This is a genomic window from Neorhizobium petrolearium, assembly GCF_017873175.1.
Taxonomy (GTDB): domain Bacteria; phylum Pseudomonadota; class Alphaproteobacteria; order Rhizobiales; family Rhizobiaceae; genus Neorhizobium; species Neorhizobium petrolearium.
The window spans coordinates 1-16,507 of record NZ_JAGGJW010000021.1; the positions used below are offsets into that span (position 1 = coordinate 1).

General features: G+C 58.1%; 13 protein-coding genes. 7 read left to right on the plus strand and 6 right to left on the minus strand.

Annotated features, from left to right (window positions below; all coding sequences use genetic code 11):
- Together J2046_RS29625 and J2046_RS29630 are read right to left on the minus strand one after the other, a co-directional pair.
- On the minus strand, positions 1-932 hold a 932-nt coding region (locus J2046_RS29625), incomplete at its 3' end, for a mannose-1-phosphate guanylyltransferase/mannose-6-phosphate isomerase (RefSeq protein WP_210057957.1).
- 270 nt (positions 933-1,202) lie between these two features.
- The gene (locus J2046_RS29630) at positions 1,203-1,409 is read right to left on the minus strand and encodes a hypothetical protein (RefSeq protein WP_210057959.1); all 207 of its coding nucleotides are present in this window, start codon (positions 1,407-1,409) and stop codon (positions 1,203-1,205) included.
- 349 nt (positions 1,410-1,758) lie between these two features.
- Here J2046_RS29630 and J2046_RS29635 point away from each other — a divergent pair, with 349 nt between their 5' ends.
- From J2046_RS29635 to J2046_RS29650, 4 genes are all read left to right on the plus strand, one after another.
- Positions 1,759-2,871, plus strand: coding sequence for an acyltransferase family protein (locus tag J2046_RS29635; protein ID WP_210057961.1), 1,113 nt, complete (start codon positions 1,759-1,761; stop codon positions 2,869-2,871).
- A complete protein-coding gene (locus J2046_RS29640) occupies positions 2,861-4,282 on the plus strand; it encodes a hypothetical protein (RefSeq protein ID WP_210057963.1) in 1,422 nt (473 codons plus the stop codon). The genes J2046_RS29635 and J2046_RS29640 overlap by 11 nt, the downstream gene beginning before the upstream one ends.
- 107 nt (positions 4,283-4,389) lie before the next feature.
- Positions 4,390-6,030 (plus strand): GMC oxidoreductase, encoded by a 1,641-nt coding sequence (locus J2046_RS29645; RefSeq protein ID WP_210057965.1) that lies wholly within the window; start codon positions 4,390-4,392, stop codon positions 6,028-6,030.
- Between the two features lie 40 nt (positions 6,031-6,070).
- Positions 6,071-7,042 (plus strand): NAD-dependent epimerase/dehydratase family protein, encoded by a 972-nt coding sequence (locus tag J2046_RS29650; RefSeq protein ID WP_325169801.1) that lies wholly within the window; start codon positions 6,071-6,073, stop codon positions 7,040-7,042.
- On the opposite strand, the gene J2046_RS29655 is transcribed toward J2046_RS29650, so the two are convergent.
- From J2046_RS29655 to J2046_RS29665, 3 genes are all read right to left on the minus strand, one after another.
- Positions 7,039-7,332 (minus strand): hypothetical protein, encoded by a 294-nt coding sequence (locus tag J2046_RS29655; RefSeq protein ID WP_210057969.1) that lies wholly within the window; start codon positions 7,330-7,332, stop codon positions 7,039-7,041. The genes J2046_RS29650 and J2046_RS29655 overlap by 4 nt on opposite strands.
- Positions 7,333-7,454: 122 nt before the next feature.
- Complete coding sequence (locus J2046_RS29660) at positions 7,455-8,738, minus strand: polysaccharide biosynthesis/export family protein (RefSeq protein ID WP_325169802.1); 1,284 nt, start codon at positions 8,736-8,738, stop codon at positions 7,455-7,457.
- A 112-nt stretch (positions 8,739-8,850) separates the two neighbouring features.
- The gene (locus J2046_RS29665) at positions 8,851-9,921 is read right to left on the minus strand and encodes a glycosyltransferase (RefSeq protein WP_210058103.1); all 1,071 of its coding nucleotides are present in this window, start codon (positions 9,919-9,921) and stop codon (positions 8,851-8,853) included.
- Between the two features lie 325 nt (positions 9,922-10,246).
- On the opposite strand from J2046_RS29665, the gene J2046_RS29670 reads away from it, so the two are divergent.
- The 3 genes from J2046_RS29670 to J2046_RS29680 all read left to right on the plus strand — a co-directional run bounded on the left by J2046_RS29670 (position 10,247) and on the right by J2046_RS29680 (position 14,867).
- Positions 10,247-10,972, plus strand: coding sequence for a sugar transferase (locus J2046_RS29670; RefSeq protein WP_210057973.1), 726 nt, complete (start codon positions 10,247-10,249; stop codon positions 10,970-10,972).
- A 215-nt stretch (positions 10,973-11,187) separates the two neighbouring features.
- Entirely contained in the window at positions 11,188-13,212 is a 2,025-nt protein-coding gene (locus tag J2046_RS29675) for a glycosyltransferase (protein WP_210057976.1), read from the plus strand.
- Positions 13,209-14,867: a Wzz/FepE/Etk N-terminal domain-containing protein gene (locus J2046_RS29680; RefSeq protein WP_210057978.1), complete on the plus strand. Its 1,659-nt coding sequence runs from the start codon at positions 13,209-13,211 to the stop codon at positions 14,865-14,867. The genes J2046_RS29675 and J2046_RS29680 overlap by 4 nt, the downstream gene beginning before the upstream one ends.
- A 174-nt stretch (positions 14,868-15,041) precedes the next feature.
- Here J2046_RS29680 and J2046_RS29685 read toward each other — a convergent pair whose 3' ends face one another.
- Complete coding sequence (locus J2046_RS29685) at positions 15,042-16,478, minus strand: lipopolysaccharide biosynthesis protein (protein WP_210057980.1); 1,437 nt, start codon at positions 16,476-16,478, stop codon at positions 15,042-15,044.
- Positions 16,479-16,507: the final 29 nt, after the last annotated feature.

Genomic DNA, 16,507 nt, shown 5'->3' on the forward strand with positions numbered 1-16,507 from the left:
CGCGACATGACGAGCGAATTCTTCGTATTGACCAGTGTCGCCTTGCCGGTGGCGACATTGCCGGCCGCGTCGCGGGTGCCGAGCTTCCAGACCGCGTCCCAGCTTCCAAGGTCCGACCAGGTGAAAGAGGATGGCACGACTGCGGCATTGGCCGTCTTTTCCATGATCGCGTAGTCGACCGAGATGTCCGGGCTGGCCGAAAACGCCTCCGCGTCGAGGCGGATGAAGTCAAGATCGCTGGCGGCCTTGGCGACGGCCGCCCTTGCGGCCTTCTCGACCTCCGGCGCAAAGCGGTTCATTTCACGGAGCACCTGCGCGACCTTGAACATGAAGATACCGGAGTTCCACGCAAAGCCACCGGCGGCCACCATCTTCTGCGCGTCCGGCAAGGCCGGTTTCTCGATGAACCGTTTCACGTCGCATGCGCCGGTCGCAAGCCTTTCGCCGATCTCGATATAGCCATAGCCGGTCGCGGGCTCCGTCGGTTTTATTCCAAACGTTACCAGTTTTCCGGAAAGGGCCGTTTCCTGGGCAATACGGATCGCCTCGAAATAGACCTCACCGGCCGTGATTTCGTGGTCGGAGGCGAGGACCTGCAATACGGCGTCCTCGCCGAATTTGCCGGCGGCGAACGCTGCCGCGGCCGCAACTGCCGGGGCGGTATTGCGCCCCGCCGGTTCAAGCAGAATGCCGGAAAGCTCGACGCCGAGTTCGCGCGCCTGTTCCGCTACGAGGAACCGGAAATCCTCATTGGTGATGACGATCGGCGCCGCGTAGAGCGCCCTGTCGGATACGCGCGACAGCGTCGATTGAAACAGTGTCTGCTCGCCAACGAACTGTATGAACTGCTTGGGAGCGCTGGCGCGTGAGAGCGGCCAAAGCCGGGTACCCTTGCCGCCCGCCATGATGATGGGAATGATCTTGGCTGTCATGCAAATGATCTCCGGTATTTTCGTCTGGCATGACCGCTCGAGTTTGCGCGGCCCATGCGCGGATCAGTCCAAGCCCTCCATCCAGCAGGGTTTCAATATCTCTTGCCGACCGCGCCTCGGCATAGCAGCGCATTTCGGTGACAAGCTCTCCAAGACCGCTCGTTTCAAATTTCATGATATTGCGCCTCTCAGCGCAGTTCCCTTAAGGACGCACTCACCTCGTCCTTGCCAAGCGTGATCACGCGATGCCTCCAAGTGTCCCTGCTTGGGTCAACGACGAGCAGCCTCACGCCAGATCAGAACTAAAACGCCCGCAAGATATCCCGCCTGCATCAAAAGCAGGGAAATAACTCCATAGTATAGAGACTCCCCGACCGATCCGGACTGCGCATAAGATATGAGAGAAAATAACAATGTTGCGGCAAGCATCCGCAAATACACGCAAGGGACATACATCAGCTTGAGAAAACGCTTCATGGTTATTTCCCCGTCTTCCTCTCAAGCTTCTCACGGCAGGTGAGATTTTGCAATGCGAAAAGGCTCTCTGTCCCGGTATAGATCAAAAAAAAATTCGTGCCGGGCGATCTATTCAAGCAACAATTCGAAACTAGCAATGAATATGCGGGGTCTTCTGCGGCGAATCTTCAGAAAATACCGGCACTTAATTGGATGCCAATCAGGCGAGAGCATAGCGACTGAGCAGCGTTCAAAAAAAATCAAGGAAATGAATAAAGATTTAACTTCCAAAATTTCTCGCCTTTGCCTATTGTGCGATGCAGCGCAGTATTACATCGACAGTTTGTAAATCCACCTGATGGGGAATATTATGTCGATTGGCGATCGATTTGACGGTGGATACACGAGCGGATTCGACTATCTTAGGATAGCACTCGCGATATCTGTATTGTGCATCCACAGCTTCGCGGTTTCCTATGGAAAGAGCGGCGAGATATTCCTGTTTGAGCCCCCATTGCGGGGGATTGTCACGTTTGTTCTGCCTGCGTTTTTTGCGTTGAGTGGTTTTCTTGTCAGTGCAAGCCTCTTGCGGACGCGCAATCTTGCTCGATTTCTCGGGTTGCGCGCGCTACGTCTCGTTCCCGCCCTGGCCGTTGAAGTCACGCTATGTGCATTGCTGCTGGGACCGATATTTACGACATTTCCGCTTGGCATATACTTTTCCGACCCGCAGTTCTGGTCTTACTTCTGGAACATCCTCGGACACATCCACTATCTTCTCCCGGGCGTCTTTCGTGACAACCCCTTTTTTCAGGCCGTCAACGTATCGCTGTGGACGATTCCGTATGAACTGGAATGCTATATCGCCTTAACCATATTGGCCGCGACGGGCATTGCCCATCGGCGGCTATTCCTGCTGGTGGCCGTCGGACTGGCCCATCTTGCGGTGTTTGGACGTGACCTTCTCCGTGGGGCTGCGGACCTGCCCCTGGACGGGGCCTTACCGGGGCGGGTGCTGCTTTTGTGTTTCCTCGCCGGCGTAGTGCTGTTCATATACCGCGATCGTGTTCTGCTCACCCCTGGTCGAGCTGTCGCGGCGATAGCCTTGTCTTTCGTCATGCTCAACTTGCCCTATGCGCCTTTTTTCGCGGCATTTCCCATCGCCTACGCAACGGTGGCGATCGGGCTGACGGGGCTTCCGAAACACCGTTTCTTGGCAAGCGGCGACTATTCCTACGGCATCTACCTTTACTCGTTCCCCGTCCAGCAGACCGTCGCGCACCTTTTTCCATCCCATCGGGAATGGTACTTCAACATTGCGCTCTCACTTCCCCTCACGTTGCTTCTGGCAGTCTTCTCCTGGCATGCTATTGAGAAGCATGCCTTGAAACTGAAGGGTGTGATCCTCGGCAGGACGCGTATGCGAGGACCCATTTCTGCCGCAGCACCGGTCCCGATCAGGGTGGCGGATGATGGCGGTTGAACCCATCGGTATCTTTGCCGTCCTTCTCGGGCTTTACTGTCTGGCGCTTGGCCTGGATGCAACAATCAAGGCCTTTGTCGTCATGACCATTTTCGGTGCTGCTGCGGCCTTTCTGCTGGGCTCGGCGAGCGTCCAGCCTGCGCATCTGTTCTTGCTGTTCGTGGCCATTGCCGCATTTCGCGATCGGGAGAACGCCAGACTGGCCGTCAAAACGCTCGGTTTCGGACAGCCGGGGTTCTGGCTCGCCTGTCTTGTCGTCTACGGCGCATTGAGCGCGTATTTTTCTCCCCGGATCTTCGAAGACGCGAGCATCATCGTCCCCTTGGGGGTGTCGGAACATCCCTTGAGCGGCGGCGTCGTTCGGCTTGGACCTGTCTCAAGCAATCTGACGCAGACTGTCTATCTGGCAGCCGATCTTGCCTGTTTTGCAATGATCGTGGCGGTCGGCTCCACCTTGAAAGGGTTCCAAGCCCTAGTGGTTGGCCTGATCGCCTATGCATTCTTCAACGTCATTTTTGCGATCCTGGACCTGACCACGAGCGCCATCGGCGCTCAGGATATGCTGCAGTTTATCCGCAACGCCCAATATACTTTCCACGAAAACGACAAGGTCAACGGCATGAAACGCATCGTCGGTTCCTGGCCGGAGTCATCGGCTTTCGCGGGGACCACGCTTGGCATTTTCGGTTTTACGGGCACAATGTGGCTGTGCCGGCGCAAATCGGAGTGGACCGGTCCCTTCGCGCTGATCTCATTCGTTTTGATCGTTCTTTCGACATCTTCGACGGGCCTGTTCGCCGCACCGATATGCCTGATGATCTTGTACTTCACAGCGCTGCTGCGTTGTGGCTCACGTAAAGACAGCAGCCACAGCACGGCCGTGGTAATCCTCACTCCGCCGCTGGCGGCCCTCGCTGCACTCGTCGTCCTGCTTCAGCAGGACATCTATGCGACGGTCTACAACTATGTGGATCTTCTCCTGCTGAGCAAGCAGACGTCGAGTTCGGCCGTTACGCGCGGTTCATGGAATATCTACGGTCTACAGAATTTTGTAGATACGTTCGGTCTTGGCGTTGGCCTTGGAACGGCGCGCACCTCGAGCTTCCCGGTCGCTTTGCTGTCGAATGTCGGCATTCCCGGTACCCTGTTTTTCCTTCTATTTGCAATGACGGCCTTCGCGCCTCCCAATCAGCCATCACGCACATTGGCTTCGGACATACGGCTGTCTGCTCGCAACGGCTGCCTATGCCTGTTGGTGGGATCCCTGGTGGCCGGCCCCACTGTTGATCTCGGACTGCTATTTTTCATCCTCGCGGGCCTTGCTGCAAGCCGCCCTGCAAGTGACGGCGTCTCGGCTCCCTTCCTTACTCTGCGGGGCGGCGGCGACCAAATGACGGGAAAGCCGGCTTAGCGCACCGCGCGCGTGGCAAATTGCAAGGCAAGCGGCGGAAATGTCGATGAAGGCCGAAGGATACAGGCTTTATTTGGCTGAATACCACGACGAAGGCGAGAATTACCATGGCAGTCATAGATCTTCACTCTGAACCCGGCACGTCTATCTTTCCCCTCCTGCGCTGCGACCTTTGCATCGTCGGCTCTGGGCCAGCTGGGGCCACGATCGCCCGAGAACTGTCCAGTGCGCGCTTGAATATCGTTCTTCTGGAAAGCGGCAGGACGGAACGCAATGCACAAATCGATGAACTTGACGCAATCGAAAACATCGGGCGCCCTCGAGCCAGGGATCAGTGGTCCGTTCGCAACCGGATCCTTGGCGGAAGCTCGCACACCTGGGGAGGACGATGTGCTGGTTTCGATGCGATCGATTTCCAAGAACGGCCATGGGTTGCCGGTTCCGGCTGGCCGCTCAAGGTGGAGGAAATAGATCCGTTCCTGGATCGGAGTGCGTCACACCTGGGATTGGCCATGGGACGCGGCTTCTCCGACGAGCGATTTTGGGACATTGCAGGGCGCATTCCTCCACAAAAGGAAGTTGATCCGTCACTTTTACTTCCCTTCTTCTGGCAGTTCAGCAGGGATGAAGCAGAATCCTATCCCTTTGAATATATGCGGTTTGGAAGGCATCTGCGGCAGCACTTGGGAGAAAATACCACGCTGGTCACTGGCGCGACGGCTCTGCGGGTTCTCAGCGTGGAGTCAGACACGTCGGTTCAAGGGGTGGAGTTCGCAACGCTTGATGGCCGGAAACACACGTTGACCGCCTCGGCGGTTGTCCTTTGTGCGGGCGGGATCGAGAATGCCCGTATCCTCCTGAATTCTGGAACCGGTGGTCGCAACGGTCTCGGAAATGGTCGCGATCAGATCGGACGCTACCTGATGGACCACCTTCGCGGCCCGACCGCATTCTTCCAATTGGCCGGATCGGGTCCCGTGCAACGGCGTTTTGGACGTTACAATGTTCAAAACCACTTCTTCCGAGCCGGCCTGAGGCTCAGCCCGGCCATCCAACAGCGCGAGAAGCTCCTGAACTGTGCAGGATGGCTGGGCGAAGCGGTGGCACTTGACGACCCCTGGGACGCGCTGCGGAGATTTTACGCGAAGAAGCCCCGCTTGCCCCAGGACGCGGTAAGCCTTGTTCGCAACAGCGCGTTGCTGTTGCGCGGCGCCAAAGACTATTTCGGTGCCCGCAACGGTCTTCCGCGGAAGCTGCTGGAACTGACCCTGGATTGCATGTGCGAACAGGTTCCAGACCCGGACAGCCGCATTACCTTATCCGAGCATCGCGATCGACTCGGCATGAGATTGCCGAAAGTTGACTGGCGCAGCCATCCTGATGAAGCCCGCACCATGCATCGCATGGCGGAACTGATCACGGCTGAGTTCGATAGGATCGGACTTCCAAAGCCTATCCTGGCTGAATGGGTAAGGGACAAGGCGCCCATACCGGCAACTTTCGTTGATGTCGCCCACCCGACCGGAACCACGCGCATGTCGACCGACCCTTCCAAGGGCGTCGTGGATTCCAACTGCGAGGTTCACGGGGTCGACGGCCTGTTTGTTTCCGGCAGTTCCGTTTTCCCGACGGCAGGACACTGCAATCCTACCCAGATGATTGTCGCTATGGCCATCCGGTTAGCGGACCACTTGCGATCGCGACCCTATAAATCTGCCCCAGTGGAGATCATCGCCAATGCCGGGTGAGACCGTCCTTGTAACTGGTGCCACCGGCCGGATCGGTCGCGTGGTCATCGCCGACCTCCTGGAGCGCGGTTACCGGGTTCGGGCAACCACGTCGAGACCAAGGATCCCTTCCGAGGCAAACACACCGTCTGTCGACTGGCACAGGGTCGACTTTGCTGCCGACACCGACCTCAGCGCGCTGGTTAAGGGCTGCAGTGCAGTCCTTCACCTGGCGGCGGAACTTGGCAAGAAAGATCGTATGGCACGCGTCAACATCGAGGCGACCGGGCGGCTTGCGCAAGCTGCCGAACAGGCCGGTGTCGCTGTTTTCTGTTACACGAGTTCGGTTGCGGTGTATGGGAGTGGTCTTTCCACCCTCATTGACGAAGATTCGCCCGTCCTGACCTTCGATCGCGACGTTGCCTCCGAGTATTGGGCTGTCGACTATGTGCGCGAATACGGCCGTACCAAGCTGGCTGGCGAACTGGCGCTGAGGCGCTTTGCCGCCAAAACCCGCTACGTCATTTTTCGCCCTGCCGTTGTGGTTGACCTTGCCCAGATCATCGGGGTTCGGGACTGGAACATGAGCAAGCGCATCCTTGCGTCGCATCGCCATGCCCATCACATCTATGTTGGTGATGTGTCGGACGCGCTGATTTGGTTCATGCAACGTGGCCTGGCAGGTGCAGGCCAGGCCGGCAGCGTCGAACTCTACAACCTGGCACAGGACGATCATCCCTGCCCTCGGCACATTGATTTCATGAAAAGGGCCTTCGCCGTGAGCGGTGATCGTCGCTATCGCACGCTTGCGGTTCCATGGATCGCCGACTGGTTGCACGACTTCCTGCGGTTCCGTTCGCTCCCTTTGAGAAACCCCCTATGGCGAATGCGCTTCTCAAACGAGCGTCTTAAGGCGACGGGCTATCGTTTCCGGTTTGGCATGGCCAAGGCAGAAGAGCTTGCCCTCGCCAAATTGAAAGAAGAAGTGCAGGCACAAAGGCGCACGCCGGTGGTCGGCGAAACTCTCGCCTAGTCTGCAGAATATCGTGACTGGACCTTCCGCGACGCGGTTTCGCGCTTCCCAGCAGGCCGCCTCGAATAGAAAAAGTAAAGAAGCCAGTAAGAAACAACGTATCCGGCCTCGAGCAGCGCCGCAAACAGGAAGCCCCAGCCGATTGCCTGCCACGCGCTACTTCCTGCCGAGTAACTCATCGCGGCATAAACGGCCATCACAATAAAGGCGACAATTGCAAACACTAGGATGGGCATGCGCAAGGCGCAAATTGCGCCGATCAGCACACAGACGGCGAACGCCCACCCCATTTAGGTTGCTCCGGCTTGGGTAGAAACTCCTATGTAGCGGATATCATTTTTCACCTGGCAAGTCAAAATTCGACCGGGCCCGATCCAGGCCCGAGGCTGGATTTGGCTGACGCAGAGGCAAGTCAATCGGTCGCGGTCAGTTTCCGCTCAACGCGCGGCAGTTGGATCTTCGTTTCTCGTCCGCGCTCGACGCGAAGGACGTCGCCCGGCAGCAGGGGGTCGTTTTCGCCGACGATCAGGTTGTGCATACTGCCGTCGACAACCCGATTGACGGTCATCTCGAACGTATAGGTTTCCCCCTCCTCCGCCAATGCCGCCATCGCGGATGGCGCTCGAATGTCGAGATTTTTGAGAAGATCGCGAACCGTTTGCATCTTTTCGCCGTTGGATGCGAAGCGTTCCCGCAACTCGGCCGATTCCGTCAATGCATTCACGCGGTAGCGGTTGCGGGCAGCTGCAATGTCCTGGTCGACCTTTGCCAGATCTTGCTGCGTCCTGAATATCGCCAGCGATACGTCCAGATTGCGGCTTTCAAGTTCGGCGACATTCTGGCTTGCGCCAAGCTGCCGGGCCGACACGGTCAGCCCCTGGGCGACCAGCTTGTTGACCGAATTTAAATCGTTGGCGGCAAGTTCGATCTGCTGAGAAAGGGAATTTGCCTTGGCCTTCAGTGCCTCGATCTGGTTCATGGCAAGCATCCTCGCCCGATTGAGAGCTTCGATTTCGGCATTGAGTGAGCGTTCGCTCGCTTCGAATAAGGACTGCTCCTCCTGGATCATTCGTGCAATTTGCGGTTCGTTAGCCCGCTCGGTAAGTTCTTCAGGGAAGGTGACCGCCGAGGCGCCACTCAAAATGGCGTCAATTCGTGCCCGACGCGCCACCAAGCCCGCCCGCTCTGCTTCGAGCGCCCGAAGATCGCCGCGGCTGGACAGCGCATCGCGCTGCAAGCCGATGAAATTCGGGTCCACCGGACCGATACCGCCAGCCATGCTCAACGCCTGGATGACTGTCAGTCCCGGACTGAACGTGTACTTTCCCGGAGTGGTCACGAGACCTGCCACGAAGAACGGGCGATAGGAGGAGATTTCGACGGAGGCGTTTGGGCGCTTCTGCAGACCTACTTGGCTTTGTAGCCTCTCGCTGATCGCATCCGACAGTTCCTCGAGCGTCTTTCCTGCAGCTGCGACCGTTCCGATGATCGGCAGGGACAGATTGCCCGCAGAAGAGATGACGAACTCGCCCGTCAGTGGCACCCATTCGTAAGTCGTGGCGGTGCTCGGCCGCCACTCGAAGACACGAATCTTCAACGTATCTTGCGGGCCAATGCGATAGTTTTCGAACGCATGGGCAATGCTGGTCGGCGCCATTGCCCCAAGCGCGGCGACAAGCGCGAAAAACACGATCATCGATGCTCGAACTTCACGCAACGTGGATGATCGTTGACCGCTCAAAGAAGACAGGATGGAATTTTGCATCGCGTTTGGCATCCACTGATAGACGTTACAGTCAAACACCCCGTCACGCTGAGGCAGCGATTGTCACGCCGGTCGCCCGCGCAACGAATGTGCGGAAGCGATCGACGAAAACGTCACGGCGAAACTCGGCCGCGCGTGAAACGGCATCGGCCGGATTGAAATCCTGGCGCTCCAGCCGCTCCACGGCATCGATGAGCGCTTCCGTCGTCTGCACGTGGAAGAAGACGCCCGTCTTGTTGTTCACCACGGTTTCGGTTGCACCGCCGCGACCGAAGGCGATGACCGGGCGGCCACTTGCCATGGCTTCCACCGGAACGATCCCGAAATCCTCCTCGCCGGGAAAGATCAGCCCTTTGCAGCGCGCATAACAATGCTTCAGGACATGGAATGGTTGTGCGCCCTGGATAGAGACGGTTGGCCCTGCAATCCGCTTCAATCGATCCAGCATCTCGCCGCCCCCGATGACCACGAGTTTCGCCTTCATGCGGTTGAAGGCTTCGACGGCGAGTTCCGGCCGCTTGTAGCTGACCAGTTCGCCGACCATGAGATAATAGTCTTCGACCTCCGACATCGGGACGGGCCGGAAGGCGGTCGTGTCGACAGGGGGATAGATGATCGAAGCGTCGCGACGGTAATAACTTCTGATCCGTTGTGCCACGGTGGCGGAGTTGGCAACGAAGTCATCAACGCGGTTTGCCGTCGCAACATCCCACGTCCGCAAATAGTGGGCCATCGGCGGCATCATCAAACGCGTCATCGGTCCGGAGCTGTCGTAATACCTATTGTACATGTTCCAGACATAACGCATCGGAGAGTGACAGTAGCAAAGATGCAATGCTGGAGACGCAGGAATGATGCCTTTGGCGGGCCCGGATTCGCTGCTTATGACGAGGTCATAGGCTCCCAGATCGATCTGTTCCAGCGCCATCGGCATGAGCGGCAGGTAGCGCTTATACATTTTCCTGGCATAAGGCAGCCTTCCGATGAAGGTTGTCTCAATGCGATGCTTCTTGATCTTGTCGGATATCGCCCCCGGGTCATAAACGTGCGTGTAGATATCGGCGGTCGGGAAGATATCGCACAGAGCCTCAAGGACTTTTTCGCCGCCGCGCATCCCCACAAGCCAATAATGTATGATCGCTACCCGCACGCCAAACTCCACGAAAAACACTGGTCTTGTTACTTTGGCGTACAATGCGGGTTCATGTCTTTTCAGCCTTTCTTATTGAAAAACCGAAAGAATTGACGCGGATTCTATTGCCAACTCAGTTAGGTCAAGAATCCAGAACTCAGTTTGATTTCCCGCGCTGCACTCATGCATAGTGCAGCGCAATAATTTCATTGTCAAACCATTAAACACTTGTTAACGTAATTATGAGCCGAAGGAATATGGCGCTCTTCACATACCTATGATCTCGCTTATACAGGGGAGTACGCAGATGGTGGGACTTGATCTCGGACGTAATCTCGGAAGATATCATAAGGACCGCCGGTTTTCTCGGGACGCCTCTTCTCATGCTTCCGAAATACGCCAAATAAGCGCCTCCATCGTCGCTTCAACCTGCATGAAATACTTGATGGATGTAACAATTGCGCTCATCGGCCTGCTTGTACTTTCGCCGATGATCATCATGCTGATGGGGAGCCTCTTGATCCTGCAAGGACGCCCGATCTTCATCGCCCATCGTCGTATCGGCAAGAACGGTGTGATGTTTCCGTGTCTGAAGTTTCGCACGATGGTGAGAAATGCCGACGAGGTTCTTTCACGTCACCTAAACGCCAATCCGTCGTTTCGGGAGGAATGGAACGCGACGCGTAAGCTGCGCGATGATCCGCGTATCACTCCATTTGGCGCGCTGCTCCGCAAGAGCAGCATCGACGAGCTGCCGCAGCTGATCAACATCATCCGCGGGGAGATGAGCCTTGTCGGCCCACGCCCGATCGTGGCTGGTGAAGCCGAACTCTATGGGATCCACTATTCGGACTATATCCGGGTTCGCCCGGGGCTGACCGGTCTGTGGCAGGTCAGCGGACGCAGCGACATGAGTTACAGCGAACGCGTGCAGCTCGATGCCCGTTACGTGGCTGAGCAGAGTCTTGTCGGCGACATTGCGATCATGTTGAAGACGATCCCGGCCGTCCTGTCTTCGCGCGGCAGCTATTGACCGTTCCCCGCGCATTGGCGCGTCGTCCTTCGTGCAATGGCCTCAGACGGCGCGTGGCGACACGAGATGCTTGAGTCACACAAGTCTCCCTCAAAGCGCTGTCGGCGCTTCATGGCAAAACTTCAGCGGAAATAGACAGTGCAAAAGACGTTCGGGCTTCATTCCTCAATTCAGCGATACGCAACGCCCGACATCTGCCGGCCCGGAGGTGTTTCATGAATGTCCCGGCCTTTGCAATCAATGGCCGATATCTGACGCAGGATATGACCGGGGTCCAGCGCTATGCCACCAATGTCGTCGCGGCCATTGATCGGCTTTTGATCGCAAAGTCCTCCGTGCTGTTCGCACCGGCTCGCGCCGCGGATGCGCGGTTGAGCCAGCTGCGAGTTGAAAAAAGCGGGCGTCTGACCAGCCATCTCTGGGAGCAGATCGAGTTGCCCTATCTCAGCCGCGATCACCGGCTTCTCAACCTGTGCAACACCGCGCCTGCGGCCAAATCAGACCAGATCGTATGCATCCACGACGCAAACGTCTTTGCAGCGCCGCAAAGCTACAACCGGAGTTTTCGGCTTCTTTATCAGCACCTGCAACCTGCCCTCGTTCGCCGCTCGACCCGCATCACGACCGTTTCACACGCGGCCGCGCGTCAACTGGCCAGGCATTTGCCCGTTGCTTTGCACGACATAGCCGTACTGCCCAATGGCCACGAGCATGCTTTGCACTGGGACCCTTCCCAAGCAACCATAGCCCCGATCCTGTCTGCGCCCGGCGGTAGACAACGTCCCTATGTCCTCGCGCTCGGGTCTCGCGCGATCCACAAGAACCTGTCATTGTTGATCGACATCGCCCCTCATCTGGATGAGGCCGGCCTCGACCTCGTGATTGCCGGCGGGGGCGACAGCATCTTCACATCACACAGTCTGCTGGACCGGCCAAATGTCCGAATGGCCGGCCGGATTTCGGATGACGACCTCGCCTATCTTCTCGACCACGCGCTATGTCTCGCCTTCCCGTCCCTGACGGAAGGATTTGGACTTCCGATCGTCGAGGCAATGGCCAGGAAATGTCCTGTGGTGGCGTCCAACTGCGCCAGCATGCCGGAAGTCTGCGGCAAGGCAGCTCTCCTCGCATCGCCTTTCGAGCCAAAGGAATGGGTGGATCTGATTTGCGGTTTAAAAGGGTCGCAACAGCTTCGGCAAGATCTCATCGGGCAAGGGCTTGAACAGGTCCAGCAATTTTCCTGGGAGCAGACCGCGGCCCGATATCTTGAACTGCTGGTCGACCCAAAGGCGGACGTCCCAAGCCATCGTGCGGCTGGTGTCGGCCGGCCCCGCATCGCCGTCGTCTTCGCAACGCGTGGACGCCCGCAGATCGTTGCCGCCACCGTTCGTTACTTTCTGGCGACCCAGACACTGAGGCCCGACAGCCTCATCGTTTCTTGCGTTGACATGGCCGATGCCGGCGATCTTGTCGACCATCCCGACGTCACGGTCATCACCGGACCTGCCGGGCTGGCTGCGCAACGCAATACCGCTCTTGGCCATGTTGCTGCCGGCACGGAGATCGTTGCGTTTTTCGACGATGATTTTGTCGCAGGCCGTCAATGGCTTGCATCGGCACTACAGATCTTTCGCGACGAAAGCCAGGTCGTCGGCTTCACGGGCCGGGTCCTTGCCGATGGCATCAAGGGGCCTGGCATCGCCTTTGCGGACGCCGTGCGGCTGGTCGAGAGCGGCCGGCCTCAACAGGTCTGGGCTGAGCCTTTCAGCCCCTATGGTTGTAACATGGCCTTTCGATTTGCGGCTATCGGCGACACGAAGTTCGATGAGCGCCTTGTTCTTTATGGTTGGCTGGAAGATCGCGATTTCGCCGCGGCACTTGCCAAGCGTGGTGGGCGATTGGTGAAATCCGCCATGGCCTACGGTGTGCATATGGGCGTCAAAGCCGGCAGGGTAAGCGGTCGCCGGCTCGGGTATTCGCAGGTCATCAATCCGCTTTACATGATGGGCAAAGGTACGATGTCCCTTCCCAAGGTCGTGGACCACATTTTCCGCAACACCGCCAGCAATTTCGGACGTGCCGCCTGGCCCGAACCGTTCATCGATCGGATGGGAAGGGCCAAGGGCAACCTGCTTGCAATCGCCGACGCCCTGAAGGGCCGGCTGGAACCGGAGCGTGCCGCTGCAATTGCCCCGCAGCGAATTGCCGACAAGACCACCAATGCGAGGGAGCCAGCATGATGTTCAATAGACCCCGCCCGCTTGACATGACGTCGCGGGTCTGGCGGATGAATGAGATGCGGTCAGACGATAGCGGCGACGGTCCGATCGCCTTGCTGCGTGCCCTGATCGCTCTGGCGGCTCGTTACAAAATCAGTCTGCTTACCTGCCTTTTCGCCGGATTGACGCTGGCTGGCCTTTATGCCTATTCGCTTCCGCCGACCTACAAGGCAACGGCAATACTGTTGCTTGAACCGCGCCGATCTGCAGCCTCTGCAGGGGCCTCCGGTACCGAGCAGAGCCTTGATCTCAATCGTGCAGACAGCGAACTCCAAACGATCAAGTCGGAGCGTTTGCTGTCGGGAGTCTTTGACAGCCTCAAACTTCAACGCAGCCCGGAGCTCGGGCCTCAACAACCTGGTTTGCCTGACAAGATCCTGGGATATGTCCGCTCCTGGTTGGAGACGGCCGAAGGCGGAAGGACCGCCCCCCCGCCGACCGGTTCGTCCAGCGTCGACAGCACGCTTGTCACCAATGCAGACATCGCGGCATTCTTGAACTTCACAAAGCGGATCAGCGCTCGGCGGGTCGGCCAATCTTTTGTGATCGAGATCGAATATGCCTCGTCCGATCCCACGCTTCCCGCACGCGTCGCCAACGCAACCGTGTCCGGCTACATGTTCCAGGTCATTGCATTCAAGGAACAGATCGCCCGGGCCGGCACCGACGCGCTGCAGGGCCGCCTTGATAGCCTCGCGCGTCAGGTAGACGCTGCTCGCGAGGCAATGCAGTCTGGAACGCTACCATCTATTCCAACTCCAGATGCCGACGCGCGTGTCATCGGCGCCGCGCTCCCCCCGCTCGGACCGTCGGCGCCGCGCAAGTCGCTGATCATTGCGCTCGGGGGTGTTCTCGGCCTCTTGGGTGGCTTCGGGTTTGTGGCCATCAAGCTCGCACTCGATAGAAGGGTTCGAGATGGCAAAGAACTATCGCGTGAGCTGGACCTTCTGTGCCTTGGATCAATCCCTTACGTCGCCGGCGCCGACGGCGTGCCATGGCGCATCACCAATTTGCAACAGGAACGGTTTGTAGCCGCTATTCACGATCTTCGCACATCCCTCGAAATCGCCTGTACGAGCCTGCGCAATGAAAACAGCATCGTCGTCGCGATCGTAGCCTGGACCGCCGACGCCGGTGTATCCACGATCTGTAGAGGTCTTGCCGAACTCATCAGCCGAAGTGACCGGCACGTGACATTGTTCAAAGCTGATGATGACGGTAGCGGTCCGGCAGACAATCGCATGTCGCCGACCGGATCCCTGGCTGGCGCGACCTTTGCCAAGCTCATGCCAGACCAGCTTGCCTTCGACGAAGTCGGCGGTGTGGCGGTCCTGCCGATCCATTCCGCGGATGTGAACGCCAACCTGTTTGCCGATTTCAGAAATCCGCGTGTGCGCCAGATTATCGACGCCGCCCGTTCCAAGGGAGACGTCCTTCTTGACTTGCCGGCACTTTGCCATTCTACGGATGCGTTAGCCTTGGCAGCTTATGCGGATGCCGTCCTGGTCGTGGCACGTGCGGGCCAGACCACGATCGAGGAAGTCTCAGAATCAGTGCAGATGCTTCGCCGTGCGGGCGCAAATGTCGTCGGGACTGTGATCAACCGCGCGCGATAATCGCCCACCGCCCCCTACCCTGTCCTATTCCGCTTCGTTCGGCATCGATCTGCGAAACGACGTGGCTTTCGGATTGAAGCGCCGACGAAACGCGCGGCCGCCGGATCGTTGCGACACAAGGCATCAGCCGGACTTTCCGATCTTAACCGACCTCGGCAGTCTTCACCTGACCATTCAACGGTCGATCAGTTCGAGGCGGCCACGGCCGACCATCAGGCGCAAGCCGAGCACAAGCAGGACCGCGCCGTAGCTCGCACCACCTGCCGCCACGACAAAGGCAAGTTCTACCACGTCGGGATAGTCATACGCGGCAATCGCATCACGCAACAGCAAGACCACTATCGCCATCGTGACCACCGCGGCTGCGATTTTCCATAGGTTTTTCAATTGAGCGAGGAAACCGAGACCAAGCAGGAGGCGGACCTCGTTCAGGTAAAAGACAAACATGAGGCAGGACAGGACGATCCTGGCGAGACTTACTCCCATCACTGACCCCAGATAAAGACCAAGGGGAATGAGAATGATCCGGAAACCGAGATCGATGGCATTGAGGCGGAAAATGAGATGCGGCCGGTCCAGCGCCAGACTGACTGAATAAAGTGTCTGGAAATAGGGAATCGGGAGGACGGCGAGCGCGAGCAGACTGAGGATGGGCGCGGCTTCCTGCCATTTTGGGCCTAGCAGGAGATCGGTGGCCAGGTCGGCTGTCAGCGAGATCCCCACAGCGGCCGGCGCCGAGACGAGCATGACGAACCGGACCGCTTTGAGGAAGGCCTGTCGCACGCGCGCCTGGTCTTCGTTGATCTGGGAGAACGCCGCCAATACCGATTGCATCGCAGGGCCGATGAGGCTTTGCGTGGGCATGACCGCGACGTCGCTTGCAATGGCATATCGACCAAAAGTCGTGCGATCGGCAAAGCCACCGACAAGGAACCGGTCGAACTGCCAGTTGAGCGCCGAGATGAGTTGGGCCGAGCTGAACCAGCCGATAAAGCCGGCAAAATCAGGCAGTTTGGCAAAAGAAAGAGCCGGCCTGTAGGGCGCCAGAATATAGGAGACGACCGTCGAGACCACTGACGTGGTGACGAGATTTGCAACGATCGCCCAATAGGCCCCTCCTGCCAGTACCACGACAACAACGACGGCGCTGGCGCAGAGCTTGCCTGACAGTTCCAGTATGAAAGTCTGCCGGAACCCGAGCTCTCGGTTAAACTTTACCATGGCGGGGCTCACCAGCCCCCGGCCAATAGGGCCGAGCGCAAGCACAGCAACGAGGTCAGCGAGCAAGGGCTCATGGTTGATCAGCGAAAAGGGCCAGGCGGCTATGAGAACCATGACACCGATGAGGATGCCTCTAAGCAGACCGATCGTGAATCCGGTGTCCAGATGGCTCTTTTCGACGGTTGGCAGGCGCACCAATGCCTGCGTCACCGGAACCTCCAGCACGGTGTCGACAACGGCAACGAGCGATATTGCCAAAGCGGCGAGCCCGAAATCTGCCGGAGTAAGCATGCGGGCAAGGACCAGAAGGGTGAAGAAATCGATGACGCGTCCCGCAAAACGCGAGGAAACGAGCCAACCTGCTCCTTTGATTGCCTTTACCGTCAGCATCTATCACTCCGAGATAACATTGCGGCCTT